Genomic DNA, 16,771 nt, shown 5'->3' with positions numbered 1-16,771 from the left:
GATCCGCACACCCCGCCAGAAACACCGTTTGCGATTCGTAAGGACAAGTGACCTACTTCGCAAAAATTTGGGTATCAAGGCCGCGTCCACGACAACAACCGTTGATTATTGGCCGAATCTGACGCCCGCCCGCTGGCGTCGAGCGCCTCAACCAGCGGACACCCTCCTTGGAGGTAAGCAATGAAGATCACCACCGCCGTGATCCTCTTGTGGCTCATCATCGGCGCCATCGCCGCAGGCCAGCGCCACTACTACAGCCACGGGCCGAACAACTGCTCCCAGGCGGGCACGCTGCTCGTGACGATCGTCGCCGGGCCGCTCAACTACACGGGCGTCAACCCGAAGATCTCCTGCAAGACCCCTGAGCCCAGCAAGTGACGGCTCCCGGCTGAGGCGGCCGGGGGCCGCCTCAGCCGGTGTGCGCGGGGACGACTCGCCGAACCCAAGATCCGCAGGTGACCTCTTGACGCCCGGCAACTAAAGCGCTTTAGTTGCACGCCATCAGGTAAAACGCGTCAGCGAGGAGGCGACCTGTGGCCGAGCGGCGTCCGACGATCGCCGATGTGGCGGCACACGCGGGGGTCTCCCTCGGCGCCGTGTCGTTCGCGCTCAACGGCCGGCCCGGCGTCGGCGAGGAGACCAGGAAACGGATCCTCGCCTCGGCGCGGGAGCTGGGCTGGCAGCCCAGCCACCGGGCCCGTTCGCTGTCCACCTCACGCGCCTTCGCCCTCGGGCTGGTGCTCGCCCGCAGCCCCGAGCTGTTCGGCGCGGACCCGTTCTTCCCCTCATTCATCGGCGGCGTCGAGACCGTGCTGTCCCCGCGCGGGCAGTCGCTGGTGCTGCAGGTCGTGCCCGGCCTGGAGGCCGAGGCCAAGGGCTACCGGCGGCTGGCCGGAGAGACGCGGGTCGACGGCGTCTTCCTGTCCGACCTGCGGCACGGCGACACGCGCATCGGCCTGCTCGCCGAGCTCGGCCTGCCCGCCGTCACGCTCAACCGGCCCGACGTGGAGTCGCCGTTCCCCGCCGTCTGCCTGGACGACCGGCCCGGCGTCGCGGCCGCCACCCGGCACCTCATCGAGCTGGGCCACACGCGCATCGCCCACGTCGCCGGCACCGCCGAGTTCCTGCACGGCACCGGCCGCCGTACGGCCTGGGAGGAGACGCTCACCGCCGCCGGGCTGCGGCCCTGCGCGGTCGTCGAGTCCGACTTCACCGCGGCCGGCGGCGCCGCCGCCACCCGTGACCTGCTGGAGCGCGAAGAACCGCCCACCGCGATCGTCTACGCCAGCGACCTGATGGCCGTGGCGGGGATGGCCGTCGCGCAGGAGCGCGGCTTCGCGGTCCCGGGCGACCTGTCCATCACCGGCTTCGACGACACCGAACTGGCCGCCTACACCCATCCCGCGCTGACCACCGTACGGACGAACGCCTTCGGCTGGGGGCAGGCGGCGGCCCGGGTCCTCCTCGACCTCGTCGCCGGAGAACCGGCCGGCGACACCGAACTCGCCCCCGGCGAGCTCGTGCTCCGCGGCTCCACCGCGCCACCCCCCGCCGCACGACCAGGAGACGATCGATGAAACGTCTGACCCTTCCCGTCGCAGTGCTGTCCCTCGCCGCCCTGACCGCCTGCGGCGGCAACCATGGCGGCGCCGACCAGAGCAAGGCCGCCCAGGCGCACGGGCCGATCAAGATCTGGTACTCCAACAACCCGGAGGAGGTCGCGTGGGGCGAGCAGGCGGTCGCGGCCTGGAACGCCGCGCACCCGAGTGAGCAGGTCAGCGGGCAGGAGATCCCGGCCGGCAAGTCCTCCGAAGAGGTGATCAGCGCGGCGGTGACGGCGGGCACCGAGCCGTGTCTGATCTTCAACACCTCGCCGGCGTCCGTACCGGGACTCCAGGCGCAGGGCGGGCTCGTGCCGCTGGACGACTTCCCCGACGGCAAGTCCTACGTCGAGGCGCGGACCGGCGCGAAGAGCGCGCAGTACCGCTCGCCGGACGGCAAGTACTACCAGATGCCGTGGAAGTCGAACCCGGTGATGATCTTCTACAACAAGAAGCTCTTCAAGAAGGCCGGCATCGACGTCGACAAGCCGCCGCTGGCGACCGACGCGCAGTTCCTGGAGACCGCGCGCAAGCTGGTCTCCTCCAAGGCCGCCAAGTACGCCATCAACCCGGCGCCGTCGAGCGAGTTCTTCCAGTCCTGGTTCGACTTCTACCCGATGTACGCCGCCGAGTCGGGCGGCAAGTCGCTGGTGGAGAACAAGAAGGCGACGTTCGACGGCCCGGCCGGGCAGTCCGTCGCGCAGTTCTGGCACTCGATCTACGCGGGCGGCCTGGCCGGCAAGGAGGCCTACAAGGGCGACGCCTTCGCCGACGGCGTCGCGGCGATGGCCACGGTGGGCCCGTGGGCGATCAGCGTCTACAAGGGTAAGGTCGACTGGGGCGTGGTGCCGGTGCCGACCTCGCAGGGTACGCCCGCGTCTTCGATCCACACCTTCAGCGACGCGAAGAACATCGGGATGTTCGTCTCCTGCAAGAACCGCGGCACCGCCTGGGACTTCACGAAGTTCGTCACCGGCTCGGACCAGGACGGCAAGCTGCTCCAGACGACCGGCCAGATGCCGATGCGCACCGGCCTTCCGCAGGCCTACGCGGACTACTTCGCCAAGAACCCCGCCTACAAGCAGTTCGCCGACCAGGCCGACCGTACGGTCGAGGTGCCCAGCGTGCCGAACTCCGTCGCCGCCTGGCAGGCCTTCCGCGACTCCTGGACCAAGTCCGTCGTCTTCGGCGGAGCCGACCCGAACCAGGCGCTGCACCAGGTCGCAGGGAAGATCGACGGCCTGGTCGAGCACGGCTGAGCGGCCGTCATGACGCGCCTGCTCCTCGGCCGCCGCCCGATCGGCATCGTCTTCGCCGCGCCGTACGCGATCTTCCTCGCCGCCGTCTTCGCCTACCCGCTCGGCCTCGCGGTGTGGATGTCGTTCCACCGCTACATCTTCACCGCGCCGGGCGTCTCGGTGCCGCGGCCGTTCGTCGGCCTGGACAACTACCGCGACGTGCTGACCGACCCGGCCGTACGGCAGGCGTTCGGCAACATCCTCGTCTTCCTGGTGATCAACGTGCCGCTCACGGTGGTGCTGTCGCTGGGCCTGGCGAGCGCGCTGAACGGCGCGATCCGGTTCCGTACGTTCTTCCGGCTCAGCTACTACGTGCCGTACGTCACCGCGAGTGTCGCGGTGGTCGGCGTGTGGCTGTTCCTGTTCACCACGAACGGGTTCGTCAACGGGGTGCTCGGGCCGCTCGCGCCGCGCCCGTCGTGGCTGGTCAACACGCATCTGGCGATGCCGTCGATCGCGGTGTACGTCACGTGGAAACAGCTCGGCTTCTTCATCCTGCTCTACCTCGCCGCGCTGCAGAACGTGCCCAAGGAGCTGTACGAGGCGGCGGCCGTCGACGGCGCGTCGCGCTGGCGGGCGTTCCGCGCGGTCACCGTGCCCGGCGTACGCCCGGCCACCGTCCTGGTCGTGATCGTCTCGCTCATCACCGGCGCGAACCTGTTCACCGAGCCGTACCTGCTCACCGGCGGGGGCGGCCCGGACGGAGCGTCCAGCTCGCCCGTCCTGGTGATGTACCAGCGCGGCATCGAACAGGGCCATCCGGACGTCGGCGCCGCGATCGGCGTGCTGCTCGTCGTCGCGGTCCTGGTCATCGCGTTGATCAACCGTCGCCTGCTGGAGAGGGACTGACATGCGGAGGTACGGACGGCTGACGGTGCTGATCGTCGGCGCGCTGGTGTTCCTGTTCCCCTTCTACTACATGCTGGTCGGCTCGCTGCAGACGCACCTGGACAGCGCCCCGTCGGGCGCGGTGCCGAATCCGGGCAACCTGTCGCTGCAGAACTACCGGCAGATCGACGGCGCGGTCGACCTGCTGCGCGCCCTGGTCAACTCCGGCGTCTTCACCGGCGGCGTCATCCTGGGCACGGTCGTCTTCGGCACGCTCGCCGGGTACGCCCTGGCGCAGCTGCACTTCCGCGGTCGCGGCGTGCTCTTCGCCGCGCTCCTGCTCGTGCAGGTCGTGCCCTTCCAACTGCTCACCATCCCGCTGTACGTCCTGATCGTCCGCGACTACGGCCTGGGCGACTCCTACCTCGGGATGATCGCCCCGTACGCCATCAACTCCACCGCCGTCTTCGTCTTCCGGCAGTACTTCCTGCAGTTGCCGCGCGACCTGTTCGACGCCGCCCGCATCGACGGCGCCGGGGAGCTGCGCATCCTGCTGCGGATCGCGTTGCCGCTGGTCAAACCGGCACTGATCACCGCGCTGCTGCTGACGTTCATCGGCCCCTGGAACGAGTTCCTGTGGCCGTTCCTGATCACCAAGCAGCAGAACATGCAGCCGCTCGCGGTGTCCCTCGCCAACTACATCAACACGACCGCCGGGCGGGCGGCCAACCCGTTCGGCGCGATCCTCGCGGGCGCCTGCGTGCTCGCGGCGCCCGCCGTGGCGCTCTTTCTGGTCTTCCAGCGGCATTTCGTCTCCACCGACCTCGGCTCCGGCGTGAAGGGTTAGAGCTTGTTGACTTCCACCGATGTCCCGTACGCACTCACCCGGCAGGGCGTCGTCATGGCGCCGCTGCCCGGCGACCCGAACGAGGCCGAGGGCGTGCTGAACCCGGCCAGCGGGCGCACCCCCGACGGCCGGCTGTACCTTCTGCCCCGGCTCGTCGCCGAGGGCAACGTCTCGCGGGTCGGCCTCGCCAAGGTCATGCTGGACGACGGAGTCCCGACGGGGGTGCTGCGCCGGGGGATCGTGTTCGCCCCCGACGCCGGGTTCGAACGCGGCACGTCCAACGCCGGCGTCGAGGACCCGCGCGTGACCTGGGTGCCCTCGCTCGGCCTGCACCTGATGACCTACGTCGCGTACGGCCCGCTCGGCCCGCGGCTCGCGCTGGCCGTCTCGGAGGACCTGAGCACGTGGCTGCGGCTCGGCCCCGTCCACTTCGAGTACCAGCCGGACCTGGACATCGACCTGAACCTGTTCCCGAACAAGGACGCGGTCTTCTTCCCCGAACCCGTGCCCGGCCCCGACGGCGAACTCGCGTACGCGATGCTGCACCGGCCCATGTGGGACCTCGGCTGGATCCGCGACGGCGAGGGCACCCACCTGCCCGCGGGCGTCACCGACGACCGGCCGGGCATCTGGATCTCCTACGCCCCCGCCGCGCTGGTGGAACGGGACGTCGCCGCGCTGACCCACCAGGCGCGGCACCGGCTCGTCGCGATGAGCGAGTACCCGTTCGAGGAGCTGAAGATCGGTGCCGGACCCGCGCCGATCCGCGTCGACGAGGGCTGGCTGCTGATCCACCACGGCGTCTCCGGGGCGATGGCGGAGGGCTGGGAGCCGCAGCAGCGGGTCAACTACGCGGCCGGCGCGATGCTGCTCGACCCGGCCGACCCCGCCCGGGTGCTGGCCCGTACGCCGGAGCCGCTCATGTCGCCCGAGACCGCCGACGAGCGGGAGGGGCTCGTCCCGAACGTGGTGTTCCCGACCGCGATCGAGGAGGTCGACGGCGTCCGCTACGTGTTCTACGGAATGGCCGACTCCAAGATCGGTGTCGCCCGCCTGGACCGGCTCGGCTGATGCGCCGTCTCGCTCCCGTCATCGCGCTGCTGTGCCTGGTCACCGGGATTTCCGCGCCGGCCTCCGCGGCGGCGCCGCTGGCGAACCTCGCCCACCTGGACGCCCTCACCACGCGTGTCTCTCCGCCCGCCGTGGCCGGCCATTCGACCTACCGGCAGGACTCCGACCCGCGGCTCGGGGCGCTGTGGGTGTACGCGGACCGGCTCGCGGACGGCGGCTACAAGCCCACCGGCGGCGGGACGTACGACGCCGCGACGAACACCTACGGGCAGGGCGCGTACGACGCCGATGACATCTCCCGCGCCGCCGTCGTCTACCTGCGGCACTGGCGGGCCGGCGGCGACGGGCACAGCCGCGAGCAGGCGTACGCCCTGCTCCGCGGCCTGACGTATCTGCAGACGACGACCGGCCCGCACGCCGGCGACGTCGTGCTGTGGATGCAGCCGGACGGCACGCTGAACCCCAGCGCACTCCCGAAGGAGGACCCGGACCCCTCCGACTCCGGTCCGTCGTACTGGCTCGCCCGTACGGTGTGGGCGCTCGGCGAGGGGTACGCGGCGTTCCGCCACAGCGACCCAGGATTCGCCTCGTTCCTGCGCGAACGCCTCGATCTGGCCATCAAGGCGCTCGACCGCGACGTTCTCGCTCACTATGGCTCGTTTCAGACGGTGCACGGCGTGAAGGTGCCGTCCTGGCTCATCGCGGACGGCGCGGACGCGACCTCGGAGGCGGTCCTCGGCCTGAGCGCGTACGTGGTGGCCGGCGGGCCGCCCGCCGCACGCACCGCCCTGGACCGGTTCGCGACCGGAATCGCGGCGATGAGCGCCGGAAACCCCGGAAACTGGCCGTATGGGGCCATCCTGCCGTGGGCTTTGTCACGTTCGGACTGGCATGCCTGGGGTACACAGATGCCCTCCGCGTTGGCGAGGGCGACACCCCCGCTCGGCCGCCCTCGCCTCCTCGGAGCCGCGGTCGCGGACGCGGCGGTCTTCACGCCGCATCTGCTGACCGCGACCGGCCCGGACAACGGGCTGCTGCCCACGCCGATCGACGGCAGCCAGATCGCGTACGGTGCGGACGCGCGGTTCGAGGGACTGCTCGCGGTCGCCTCGGCCGCGCGGTCGGACGGCCTGCGTCGCCTGGCGGGCGTCGCCGCGGGCTGGTTCTTCGGCCAGAATCCCGCCGGCGCCGCGATGTACGACCCGGCGACGGGCGTGACGTTCGACGGCGTCAGCGCCGACGGCGTGGTCAACCGCAACTCCGGCGCCGAGTCGACCGTCCACGGCCTGCTCACGATGGAGGCGCTGGACGCGGCGCCGGACCTGGCCGCGCTCGCCCGCGCGTCCGCCCACGTCGTACGCCGCGACGGGCAGCGCACCGTCGAGGCGGAGTCCGCGACGCTGACCGGCGGCGCGCACGTCGTACGGCCGGACTCGCCGTGGACGGGTGATTCGCAGTGGAGCGGCGGCGCTTACGTCACGGGCGGCGGCCGGCTGGCCTGGACGCTGCCGGCGAGCCCGCAGCCGCGCCTGGTCGAGCCGGTCGCCTACCTGCTGCCGGGCGCGAGGGACCGTGCGGAGTTCCGGTCGGGGAACGCCCTCCTGGGCCGGGTACGGTTCGGCGCGACCGGGCCGCAGGGCGTGGCCCCCGCGCCGGGCGCCCTCCTGCCCGTCGCGCTGCCGGGCTCCCTTCCGCCCGGCGCCGTCACCCTGACCGCGGACGGTTCCGGCGACCTGGACGCGGTCGAGCTGACCCCGCTGGTCTCCTCACTGGTCACGGGTGGAACGGCCCTGCTGAGCAGCGTGGCCCGCACCCCGAGGACCGTGACGGTCACCGTTCCCGGCGACGGACGCCTGAGGGCCGCGACGTACGACACCGAGGGCCGTACGAAGGAGGCCCGGACGACCGCCGGCCGGACGGTCACGGTCACCGTCCCCCCGGGCGGCTTCGCCCTGATCACGCCGTGACCAGGACGGAGATGTCTGAGGGGGTCCGTTAGAGCTCCACGGTCTCGCCGGGGGCGAACACCCGGATGTCGGTGCCGGCTCGCTCGCGCTCCCAGGTGAGGAAGCTGTCGACCACTCCCATGCCCGTCGTCGACACATAGGCGTCGTGAATGGAGTACGCCCGGTCCGGCGCGATCTCCCTGAGGTAGTCGATCATCTCGGCGGCCTTGAGCCACGGCGCGTCACACGGAGTCAGCAGGGTCGGTACCGGCTGCCCGGGGACCGTGAACGAGTCGCCCGGGTGGAACACCTCGCCCTCCACCAGGAAGCCGCTGTTGGCGACGACCGGAAGGTCCGGATGGACCACGGAGTGCAGGTCCCCGTACACCTGGACGTCGAACCCCGCCACCGTGAACCGGTCCTCATGCCCGACCTGCTGAATCCCGAGGTCGGGGAACTGTTCGGCGACCGCGCGGTTGGCGAGGATCCGCAGGGCCGGATCGCCGGCCCGCGCCCGGCGTACGCGGTCGATGTCGAGGTGGTCGGGGTGCTCATGCGTGATCAGGATCGCCTCGGCCCCGGCCAGTGCGTCCTCCTCCGGAGTGAACACCCCGGGATCGATCACGATCGCGCGGCCGTCCTTCTCCAGACGCACGCAGGCATGGCCCAGCTTGGTGAGTTTCACAGCCGGGATCCTGCCACGCCGGGTCAGCGGGTGAGGTCCCAGAGGCGTACGGACCGGTCCTCGGCGCCCGTGGCCAGCGTGCGGCCGTCCGGGCTGAAGGCGACGGAGTCGACCTGGGCCCTGTGGCCGTCCAGGGTGGCGATCGTGGTGTTGGCGGCGACGTCGTAGAGCAGGACCTTGTGGTCCTCGCCGCCGCTGGCCAGCGTGCGGCCGTCCGGGCTGAACGCCACCGAGTCGACCATGCCCGTGTGGCCGGTGAAGACGCCCGTGCCGAGGCGGGTGGCGACGTCCCACAGCAGCACCTTCTGGTCGCCGCCGCTGCTGGCCAGCGTACGGCCGTCACGGCTGAAGGCGATCGAGTGGACGGCGTCGGTGTGCCCGTTGAGGACGGCGAGCCGGGCCCAGGTCGTGGTGCTCCACAGGAGCACCGACTTGTTCGCGGACGCGCCGGCCAGGGTCGCTCCGTCCGGGCTGAAGCGTACGGCCGTGACGGCGTCGCGGGCCTCGCGCAGGACGCGGACCTGGCGGTGGGAGCGGACGTCCCAGAGCCGTACGGTGCCGTCCTTCGAACCGCTCGCCAGCAGCGCCCCGTCCGGGCTGAAGTCGACCGTCCAGACCTCCGAGCGGTGCCCGGTCAGCTCGGCGACCTGGGTGTTCGACCGCAGGTCCCACAGACGTACGGTGTCGTCGTCGCCCGCGGTGGCGAGAAGCGTGCCGTCCGGGCTGAACCGGACGTCCTCGATCGGGTCGCTGTGGCCCGGAAGCTGGGCGAGCTGGACCCGCCGGCGTACGTCCCACAGGCGGATCGTGCCGTCGGAGCCCGCGCCGGCCAGCCGTGAACCGTCCGGGCTGAACGCCACCGAGAAGACGTTGGTGTCCGACTTGAGGCGTACGGACGGGAAGTGGATGCCGATGTGCACGGGTGGCGGGCCGGCGGGGGCGGGGCGGGGGCGGTTCTCGGGGTGGGAGCGCCGGGGCAGCCAGACCGCGGTCGCCGTGGTCAGCGCGATCGCGACGGCGAGGACGGCGAGAAGGACACGGAACCGCCGGCGAGGCGGCGGTCCGGCGGGAACGGCGGCGGCCGGTGGGGGGACGCCGGCGACGCGGGCCAGTTCACCGGCGAGGTCGTCGGCGGACAGGCGTAAGCCGGGCTCCTTGGCCAGCAGACCGGCGATCACCGGGGCGAGCGGGCCGGCCCGCTGGGGCGGCGGCGGGTCGGCGGTCAGCAGCGTGATGAGCACGGTGGCGACGGTCTCGCCCTCGAACGGCCGCGTCCCCTCGACCGCCGCGTACATCGTCGCGCCGAGCGACCACAGGTCCGACGCCGGTGTCGCGAACATGCCCCGCGCCTGTTCGGGCGCCATGAAGGCGGGTGTGCCCAGCATCGCCCCGGTCTGGGTGAGCACGGTGCCGCCGTCGAGCGCGGCGATGCCGAAGTCGGTCAGCACCGTACGGTCGCCGTCGAGCATCACGTTGCTCGGTTTCACGTCCCGGTGGACGACGCCGGCCCGGTGCGCCGCCCGTAACCCGTCGAGGATCTGGGCGCCGATCTCGGCCACCCGCCGCGGTGACAGCGGCCCGTCGGCCTTGACGACCTGCGCGAGAGTACGGCCGCGGATGAGTTCCATGACGATCCACGGCCGGTCGTCCTGGCGTACGACCTCGTGCACGGTGACGATGCCCGGGTGGCTCAGCCGTGCGGCGGCGCGCGCCTCGCGCAGGGTGCGGACGCGCAGGGACTCGACCTGGTCCTCGTCGAGGCCGGCCGGGAACCTGATCTCCTTGATCGCCACGTCCCGGCCGAGCGACTCGTCGTGGGCGCGCCACACGACGCCGATGGCGCCTTCGCCCAGGATCTCGATCAGGCGGTACTTCCCGCCGACGAGCTCGCCGCTCCCCATCGTCACGGTAAGAGCGTAACCGGATGCGGAGTGTGCATCAGGGAATCGTCCGATAGACGGACGCTCTTCCGAATTATCCAGTAGCGAGACTCATGCCACCGAATGTGTCAGTACCCCGGTGTAGGTGCCCGCCGGCGCGGTGAAGGGAACCGCGATGCTGAGGAGCGGGTTCCAGCTGAGTCGGTTGCTGCCGGTTCCGTCCGTATGGGAGTAGGCGGTCCGCGGAGTCGGACTCAGGCTTCCGGCTGTTCCCGGGGTGAAAACGCCATCGCCGGTACCGCTGACCGGTGCCCCCGGAGTGTAAGTCATCGCGGCGGCCGGGATGTGGGGTGCTCCGGGTTCGGTGAAGTCGGTGGCCGCCACGGTTGCGACCCAGTCGGATGGGCCGGCACCACGCTGGTCGTCCACTGTCACGACGCCAAGGTCGTTGGTGATCGTCGTGTCGGCCGAGCCGGAGCCGAGACTCCGTGCCTCTGGCACCGAGATCGACAGGGATCCGGGCTCACAGGCGGTGCCGTTGACGGCGTTGGTGTCGAGGGTGACCGCTCCGTTGTGGGCGAGGACCCGCCCGGCGATGTTGACGCCGGTGGTGACCGTGATCGAGGTCAGGGCGAGGACGGTGCCGTTGAACGTGGAACCGGTGCCCAGCGTGGCTGAGCTGCCCACCTGCCAGAACACGTTGCACGCCTGCGCGCCGTTGATGAGGTTCACCGTGCTGTTCGACCCGGTGGTGAGGGTGGAGCCCATCTGGATGATGAACACGGCGCCGGGGTCGCCCTGACCGTCGAGAGTGAGTGTCCCGGTGATTCCGAGGGAGGAGGTGGAGCCGTAGACCCCGGGCGCGAGTGTCGTCCCGCCGATGTCGCCCGCGAGGGTGGTGGCCGGGCTGCGCCCGGCGGCGTCGTTGTAGGCGGCGGCCATGTCGGTCTGGGCCTGGGCGGCGGCGGCATCGGCGGCGTGGATCGTGCCCCCGACCGTGCCGGGGGGAAAGCCGGTCACCGCGGTGCCCGGGCTCAGGCCCAGATCCGTGGAGATGACGGTGGGTCCGGTACTGGTGACCGTCGAGGCGCCCAGAACCGAGAAGGCGGCGGCCGTTCCGAGGTCCACCGGAGCCGTCGCCGCATGCGCGCTCGACGGCGTGATGGAGAAGACGGGAAGGAGCGCCATCGCCATCCCCATCGCGAGAACGGAAGCCCGAGCCCGTCCGCGGAAAGCTCGAACGATGTCAGCTGCCATCTACTGGGTCTCCTCGACAGGGGATTTCGCCTGTTCAGGACCCTCATGCAAGCCACTGATCGTAGTGCGGTCAATCGACACGCCACGGGATCGAGGTCACTTGTTGGGTCTTTGAATCACCCGGGCTGGTTCAGCACGCAACGCGTACCGCTGTAGATGGTCGGCATGCACTCGTTGCAGTGAGTGCACAGGGAGGACGTCGTCGCGTCCCGCGCGATCCGCCGCAGGAGGTCCGGCTCGCGCAGCAGCGCCCGCGCCATCGCCACGAACGGGAAGCCCTCGGCCATCGCCAGGTCCATCGTCGCGCGGTCGGTGATGCCGCCGAGCAGGATCAGCGGCAGGTCGAGGGCCGCGCGGAACCGCCGGGCGTGCTCCAGCAGGAAGGCAGGCTCGTACGGGTAGGCGTGCAGGAACCGGCCGCCGAACATTCGCAGACCCAGCCGCTGCGGCCACGGGAACGCGGCGGCGAACGAGGCGACCGGGGCGTCCCCGCGGAAGAGGTACATCGGGTTGAGCAGCGAACTCCCGGCGGTGAGCTCGATGGCGTCGACCGAGCCGTCACGCTCCAGCCACCGCGCGACCTCGATGCTCTCCTCGACCTCCAGGCCGCCGCGCACGCCGTCTCTCATGTTGAGCTTGGCGACGATCGCGAGCTCGCCCCCGATCTCGTCGCGTACGGCGCGGGCGATGCCGAGGGCGACCTTGGCCCGGTTGGCGAGCGTGCCTCCGTACTCGTCATCGCGCCGGTTGAGACGCGGGCTGAGGAACGCCGAGGCCAGGTAGTTGTGCCCGAAGTGGATCTCCACCGCGTCGAACCCGGACTCGGCGGCGATCCGCGCGGCCGAGGCGTGCGCGGCGGTGACGCGGGCGATGTCCTCGGCGGTCGCGGCCCGGTCGCGGCGCATGGAGAGCAGGTTGAACGAACGGCCGGGCGCCAGGCTCGGCGCCCCGTTGGAGCGCGCGTCGGCCACCGGACCGGCGTGCCCGAGCTGCGCCGACACGGCCGCGCCCTCCGCGTGCACCGCGTCGGTCAGGCGCCGCAGGCCGGGAACGGCCTCGGGACGCATCCAGAGCTGCCGGCGTTCCGTACGCCCCTCTGGAGAGACCGCGCAGTACGCGACCGTGCTCATGCCGACGCCGCCGGCGGCCGGGCGCCGGTGGTATTCGATCAGCTCGTCGGTGACCAGCGCGTCCGGTGTCGCGCCCTCGAACGTCGCGGCCTTGATGACGCGGTTGCGCAGGGAGACAGGGCCCAGCCGTGCGGGCGCCAGGACGTCGGGTGCGGCCATTGGGCACCTCCTGGCGTCACGATAACCGGCGCGCGTCCCGGCTTACAGGTCCCGGCGCATGCACACCCGCGGCCAGCGGTCGAGGCCGTGCGCGGCCTCGTGGTCGCGGACCGCGCGCAGCCCCGGCGTCAGCTCGGCCTCCTCCAGGGACCGGAACCCGCACCGCTCGTAGTAGGGGGCGTTCCACGGCACGTCGGTGAAGGTCGTCAGCGTCAGCGCGGGCATGCCGTCGGCGGCGGCCCGGCTCGCGGCGTGGTCGAGGAGCGTACGGCCGATGCCGCGCCGCGCGCTGTCCGGGTGCACCGACACCTGCTCGATGTGGAGGTTGCCGTCGACGAGATCGGCGATGAGGTACGCGACGGGCCGGTCGTCGGTCGGCCCGTCGTCCGCCGCGACCCAGGCGCGGCCGGCCCGGCGGTAGGCCTCGAGCACCTCCAGCGGGAAGTCCTCGTCGTCGGCGATCTCCGCCATGCCGATGTCGCGGAAGGACTCGCCGGCCGCACGCTCGATCTGTTGCAGGATCGGCAGTTCGTCACCCCGTACCGCTCTGATGCGCACGGCCCTATTGTCGCGGGCTTTCCAGCGCGGCGAGGAGCCATCGGGCGGCCGGGACAGGGTCGTCCTTGGCCGGGCCGCCGTTGATCGCGGCCAGCAGCCGCCAGTACCGCGCCACGCGTTCGTCGGCGCCGGCGCGGAGCCGTTCGGCGAGCCACGTACGGAACTCCGCGTCGTCCGTGCGGCGGTGCGCCCTGGCGAAGACGGCCACCAGTTCGTCGACGATGGGCCGGGCTTGGGGAGAGGCGGGGTCCACTTCCTGCGCGAGGGCGCCGCCGGCCAGGTCGAGCACGGCCTCCTCGGCCCGGCGCCAGCTCTCCTGATCGCCCTCGTCGGCGCCGGACGCGCGGTCGGCGGCGTGACGTTCGAACGCCTCACGCACGCCCGCGCGGAAGTCCGGGTCGCCGACGAGGTGCGCGAGTTCGATCCAGGCCTGGAGCTGCTCGGGCTCGCGCGGCTGGTCGGGCAGCATCCGGCTGAGCAGATCGGCGAAGTCGGGGTCGAGGTCGAGCCCGCCCGCGGCCTCTTCGACGAGCCCGGCGACCAGGGCGCGGCGCTGCTCGTGGGACAGCCGGGCGAGCCGGTTGACCTGCGCGATCCCGACGGCGTCGGCGTCGCGCGCGGCGGCGTACCGGAGCACCGCCTGGCGTACCCGCAACGTCTGGATCTGGGCCTCCAGCGCCTCGGCCTCCCGCGCGGCGACCTCGGCGACCGTACGGGCCCCGCTGAGGACCCGCGTGATCGTGGTGAGGTCGATGCCGAGGTCGCGGAGCGTACGGATGAGTTCGAGCCGGCTGAGCGACTCCTCGTCGTAGAGGCGGTAGCCGGCCGTCGTACGGTCCGCGGGCGGTACGAGGCCCGCGTCGGAGTAGAAGCGGACCGTCGCCACCGTCAGGCCGGTGAGCCGGGCGACCTGGCCGATCGCGTACAGGTTCACGTCATCCTCTCCAGGACGAGCCGGGCGACCGTTTCGGGCGCCTCAAGGTGGACGTTGTGACCGGTCGGAACGTCGACGAGGGTCAGCAGAGGCGTGTCGATCGCCTCGAGCGCACGCCCGAACCCGCGACGGTACGCGGTCAGCGCCTCGTTGATCTCCTGGGGGAGGAACTCCTCGCCGCCCAGGTGGGCTGCCGAGACGACCACGAGCGGGCAGCGCGTCGCGCGGTAGGTGGCGAGGAGGTCGAGCGCGTCGAGTTCCTCGGAGAGTTTGGTCAGCGCGGGGTCGTTCCGTTGCTCCAGGGAGTTGTCGAGGAACTCGCGCATCGCATGCCGGGCGGCGTCCGGGTCCACGCCCTCGAACGGGCCGGTCGGGTTGGTGTGCCCGTCCAGGTTGATCGCGAGCGGGCACTCCTCGTGCTCTGTCGCCCAGACGGCCGCGACCATCCCGCCGAGTGAGTGCCCGACGATCGCCGGGCGGTCCAGGTCTCTGTCTTTGACGACCGCCGTGAGGTCGTCGATCGCCCCTGGCCAGGACCAGAGGGCGTGCCCGGACTCTCCGTGGCCGCGCAGGTCGGCGGCGACCACCCGTAGACCTGCGCCGGTCAGCAGCGGGGTGACGGTCTCCCAGTCGTCCATGGTGCGGCCGCCGCCGTGCAGCAGGACGACCGGCCGCCCGTCCCCTCCGTGGTCACTGATGGCGATGTCGATGCCGTTGGCGGACACGATTCCATTCATGACGGCTCCCTGTTTTTCTCGGTGTGGTCCGCACTATGAAGCCTCATGTCACTTGAGACTCAAGTCCGTAAGGCACCGCCACGGTTTCGCAGGGTGGTGTGCTTCTTGAGGACGCGGCGCATGGCGCCGTAGCCGCATTCGAATCGCTCCGCGACCTGCCGGATGGTCCAACCTTCGTCATAGAGGCGTACGGCGTCTTCGGTGAAATGTGCGGATGGTTCTTCCTGGATCGCCTCCTGGATCGCCGACCGGGCGTACCTCCGATGTCCGCCGGGCGTCAGCAGAGGCGCCAGCCGTCCTTCGCGGGCCCACCGGGCGATGGTGGTCGTACGGACGCCGAAGAGCTCGGCCACCTCTCGTGGTCTGAGCAGGTCATCGTCGTTGTGCATCTCCGTGCCCTTCTGGGGCCGCGTCGATGACGGCCCAGATCGTCTTGCCGCCCTGGTCCTCCAGGCGCCAGCCCCAGTCCTTCGCACACGCCTCGACGAGGAGAAGCCCGCGTCCGTCGACCCGCTCGGAGGAGGGCCGCCGGCGGTCGGGCGGGGCCTCGCTGCTGTCCCGTACCTCGATCAGTACGCCGCCGCCCTGCTGGGAAAGGCTGAGATGAAAGACGTCACCGAGCTTTAGTGCATTTGCGACAAGCTCGGTGGTAATGATGAGGGCGCTGTCGATTATGTCGGCAATGGTCCAGTCGGTGAGGGTGATCCTCGTGATGATCCGAGCCTGTTCCGCCGCGATGGGATGCGGAGGAAGAGGAAACCGGATGCGTCTCTCCGGCGGTGGTTCCGTCTCTTCTTCGTGGCGTCGCGTGTGCAATCCTCTGTCCTCCTTGCTTTTCGTCCGGGAACTGCGAACAAGAATGCAAGGGGCGGGTTAATCTGTCGCCGTTCCCCGAAATCCCCGGAAGAAAATGGAAGCCCCGGAGGTGTGCCGTGCTCCCCAAGCCGTCACCGGACCCGAAGTCCTCGATCTGGGCGTGGCTGGCCCACGACCTGCGCCTCTACCGAGTCCAGCGCGGCCTGTCCGGCGACGCGCTGGCCAAGCTGATCAACTGCGCCCGCTCCAGCATTTCCCGCCTGGAGAACAACGAGGCCAAGCTCGACGAACGCCAGGCGGCGATCCTGGACGAGCGCTGGGACACCGGCGGCCACTTCGCCACCATGCTCTGGTACGCCCGCCTCGGCCACGACCCGGACTGGCTGAAGCAACATCAGGACATCGAGTCCGACGCGTCCGTGATCAAGGTCTACGAGAGCCAAGTCGTTCCAGGGTTACTCCAGCTCTCCGAGTACGCGCACGCGCTGGTCGTGGAGAGCGGTGCGCCGAACGTAGATGACATAGTGGCGAGACGCATGGCCCGTCAGGAGATCTTGACCCGCGAATCCCCGCCCGTACTATTGGTGTTGCTGACCGAAAATGTGATCGACTGGCCCGTGGGAGGCCCCAGTCTGATGCGGAAGCAGCTCGCCTACCTGCTAGAGGTGTCGGATCGGCCGAACATCGGCGTACGTGTCGTCCCCGATCGGCGGGCGCTCATTTCGGGATGAACGGCAGTTTCAAAGTAATGACCGGAGCTTCCGGCGACGTTGCGTTCACGGAGGCCACCGGTGGAGGGAGATTAGTGCCCTCCGCGACCGAGGTGCGCGACTATGTCCTGCGCTATGACCGTATTGGGCAGAAGGCGCTGCCAGAAGATCAATCCCGCGAGTTGATCAGAAAGATCATGGAGGCAATGCAGTGAGTACCCCCGTGTGGCGCAAGAGCTCCCACAGCGGAAACCAGGAAGGTGACTGTGTCGAGGTGGCCGTTACGGAACACGGTGAACGGTCCGCCTGACGGC

General features: G+C 70.6%; 17 protein-coding genes and 1 pseudogene. 9 read left to right on the top strand and 9 right to left on the bottom strand.

Translation table 11 applies throughout. From position 1 onward, the window contains the following. The first annotated feature begins 180 nt into the window (after nucleotides 1–180). From QWU11_RS03200 to QWU11_RS03170, 7 genes are all read left to right on the top strand, one after another. Nucleotides 181–378 (top strand): hypothetical protein, encoded by a 198-nt coding sequence (locus tag QWU11_RS03200; RefSeq protein ID WP_290103461.1) that lies wholly within the window; start codon nucleotides 181–183, stop codon nucleotides 376–378. A gap of 155 nt (nucleotides 379–533) precedes the next feature. Then, nucleotides 534–1,577, top strand: coding sequence for a LacI family DNA-binding transcriptional regulator (locus QWU11_RS03195; RefSeq protein ID WP_290103460.1), 1,044 nt, complete (start codon nucleotides 534–536; stop codon nucleotides 1,575–1,577). After that, the gene (locus QWU11_RS03190; protein WP_290103459.1) at nucleotides 1,574–2,860 is read left to right on the top strand and encodes an extracellular solute-binding protein; all 1,287 of its coding nucleotides are present in this window, start codon (nucleotides 1,574–1,576) and stop codon (nucleotides 2,858–2,860) included. Before QWU11_RS03195 ends, QWU11_RS03190 begins: the two co-directional genes overlap by 4 nt. A 9-nt stretch (nucleotides 2,861–2,869) precedes the next feature. Then, a complete protein-coding gene (locus QWU11_RS03185; protein WP_290103458.1) occupies nucleotides 2,870–3,748 on the top strand; it encodes a sugar ABC transporter permease in 879 nt (292 codons plus the stop codon). Between the two features lies 1 nt (nucleotide 3,749). Continuing rightward, nucleotides 3,750–4,574: a carbohydrate ABC transporter permease gene (locus tag QWU11_RS03180; protein ID WP_290103457.1), complete on the top strand. Its 825-nt coding sequence runs from the start codon at nucleotides 3,750–3,752 to the stop codon at nucleotides 4,572–4,574. A gap of 6 nt (nucleotides 4,575–4,580) precedes the next feature. Beyond that, nucleotides 4,581–5,645: a hypothetical protein gene (locus QWU11_RS03175; protein WP_290103456.1), complete on the top strand. Its 1,065-nt coding sequence runs from the start codon at nucleotides 4,581–4,583 to the stop codon at nucleotides 5,643–5,645. Continuing rightward, nucleotides 5,645–7,612, top strand: coding sequence for a hypothetical protein (locus QWU11_RS03170; protein WP_290103455.1), 1,968 nt, complete (start codon nucleotides 5,645–5,647; stop codon nucleotides 7,610–7,612). The genes QWU11_RS03175 and QWU11_RS03170 overlap by 1 nt, the downstream gene beginning before the upstream one ends. Before the next feature lie 28 nt (nucleotides 7,613–7,640). Here the strand turns inward: QWU11_RS03170 and QWU11_RS03165 are convergent, their stop codons facing one another. The 9 genes from QWU11_RS03165 to QWU11_RS03125 form a co-directional block, all read right to left on the bottom strand. Beyond that, on the bottom strand, nucleotides 7,641–8,276 hold the full coding sequence (locus tag QWU11_RS03165) for an MBL fold metallo-hydrolase (protein ID WP_290103454.1): 636 nt from the start codon (nucleotides 8,274–8,276) through the stop codon (nucleotides 7,641–7,643). A gap of 23 nt (nucleotides 8,277–8,299) precedes the next feature. Then, on the bottom strand, nucleotides 8,300–10,177 hold the full coding sequence (locus QWU11_RS03160) for a serine/threonine-protein kinase (protein ID WP_290103815.1): 1,878 nt from the start codon (nucleotides 10,175–10,177) through the stop codon (nucleotides 8,300–8,302). A 90-nt stretch (nucleotides 10,178–10,267) separates the two neighbouring features. Then, entirely contained in the window at nucleotides 10,268–11,344 is a 1,077-nt protein-coding gene (locus QWU11_RS03155) for an ice-binding family protein (protein WP_290103453.1), read from the bottom strand. Between the two features lie 185 nt (nucleotides 11,345–11,529). Beyond that, nucleotides 11,530–12,702 carry an NADH:flavin oxidoreductase gene (locus QWU11_RS03150; protein ID WP_290103452.1) on the bottom strand — a complete coding sequence of 391 codons (1,173 nt, stop codon included), beginning with the start codon at nucleotides 12,700–12,702 and terminating at the stop codon, nucleotides 11,530–11,532. A 42-nt stretch (nucleotides 12,703–12,744) separates the two neighbouring features. Next, nucleotides 12,745–13,260 (bottom strand): GNAT family N-acetyltransferase, encoded by a 516-nt coding sequence (locus QWU11_RS03145; protein ID WP_290103451.1) that lies wholly within the window; start codon nucleotides 13,258–13,260, stop codon nucleotides 12,745–12,747. Between the two features lie 4 nt (nucleotides 13,261–13,264). Then, the gene (locus QWU11_RS03140; protein WP_290103450.1) at nucleotides 13,265–14,194 is read right to left on the bottom strand and encodes a MerR family transcriptional regulator; all 930 of its coding nucleotides are present in this window, start codon (nucleotides 14,192–14,194) and stop codon (nucleotides 13,265–13,267) included. Then, on the bottom strand, nucleotides 14,191–14,931 hold the full coding sequence (locus QWU11_RS03135) for an alpha/beta hydrolase (RefSeq protein WP_290103449.1): 741 nt from the start codon (nucleotides 14,929–14,931) through the stop codon (nucleotides 14,191–14,193). The genes QWU11_RS03140 and QWU11_RS03135 overlap by 4 nt, the downstream gene beginning before the upstream one ends. A 59-nt stretch (nucleotides 14,932–14,990) precedes the next feature. Then, complete coding sequence (locus tag QWU11_RS03130; RefSeq protein ID WP_290103448.1) at nucleotides 14,991–15,320, bottom strand: helix-turn-helix domain-containing protein; 330 nt, start codon at nucleotides 15,318–15,320, stop codon at nucleotides 14,991–14,993. Beyond that, nucleotides 15,304–15,747, bottom strand: coding sequence for an ATP-binding protein (locus QWU11_RS03125; RefSeq protein WP_290103447.1), 444 nt, complete (start codon nucleotides 15,745–15,747; stop codon nucleotides 15,304–15,306). Before QWU11_RS03125 ends, QWU11_RS03130 begins: the two co-directional genes overlap by 17 nt. Between QWU11_RS03125 and QWU11_RS47180 the strand changes: the two are divergent. Then, a pseudogene (locus QWU11_RS47180) lies at nucleotides 15,711–16,672 on the top strand (helix-turn-helix transcriptional regulator). The gene QWU11_RS03125 and the pseudogene QWU11_RS47180 overlap by 37 nt on opposite strands. Further along, nucleotides 16,669–16,767: a DUF397 domain-containing protein gene (locus QWU11_RS47175; RefSeq protein WP_354670797.1), complete on the top strand. Its 99-nt coding sequence runs from the start codon at nucleotides 16,669–16,671 to the stop codon at nucleotides 16,765–16,767. Before QWU11_RS47180 ends, QWU11_RS47175 begins: the two are co-directional and overlap by 4 nt. Nucleotides 16,768–16,771: the final 4 nt, after the last annotated feature.

It is taken from the genome of Actinomadura sp. DC4 (assembly GCF_030406325.1).
GTDB lineage: Bacteria > Actinomycetota > Actinomycetes > Streptosporangiales > Streptosporangiaceae > Actinoallomurus.
Note: the sequence above shows the minus strand (reverse complement) of the source record. Positions and strands in the feature narration are given on the sequence as shown.

Coding starts and splice junctions, on each gene's coding strand:
- QWU11_RS03200 (WP_290103461.1), top strand. CDS start 181: ATGAAGATCACCACCGCCGTGATCCTCTTGTGGCTCATCATCGGCGCC.
- QWU11_RS03190 (WP_290103459.1), top strand. CDS start 1,574: ATGAAACGTCTGACCCTTCCCGTCGCAGTGCTGTCCCTCGCCGCCCTG.
- QWU11_RS03185 (WP_290103458.1), top strand. CDS start 2,870: ATGACGCGCCTGCTCCTCGGCCGCCGCCCGATCGGCATCGTCTTCGCC.
- QWU11_RS03180 (WP_290103457.1), top strand. CDS start 3,750: ATGCGGAGGTACGGACGGCTGACGGTGCTGATCGTCGGCGCGCTGGTG.
- QWU11_RS03170 (WP_290103455.1), top strand. CDS start 5,645: ATGCGCCGTCTCGCTCCCGTCATCGCGCTGCTGTGCCTGGTCACCGGG.
- QWU11_RS03160 (WP_290103815.1), bottom strand. CDS start 10,177: ATGGGGAGCGGCGAGCTCGTCGGCGGGAAGTACCGCCTGATCGAGATC.
- QWU11_RS03155 (WP_290103453.1), bottom strand. CDS start 11,344: ATGGCGCTCCTTCCCGTCTTCTCCATCACGCCGTCGAGCGCGCATGCG.
- QWU11_RS03150 (WP_290103452.1), bottom strand. CDS start 12,702: ATGGCCGCACCCGACGTCCTGGCGCCCGCACGGCTGGGCCCTGTCTCC.
- QWU11_RS03135 (WP_290103449.1), bottom strand. CDS start 14,931: ATGAATGGAATCGTGTCCGCCAACGGCATCGACATCGCCATCAGTGAC.
- QWU11_RS03130 (WP_290103448.1), bottom strand. CDS start 15,320: ATGCACAACGACGATGACCTGCTCAGACCACGAGAGGTGGCCGAGCTC.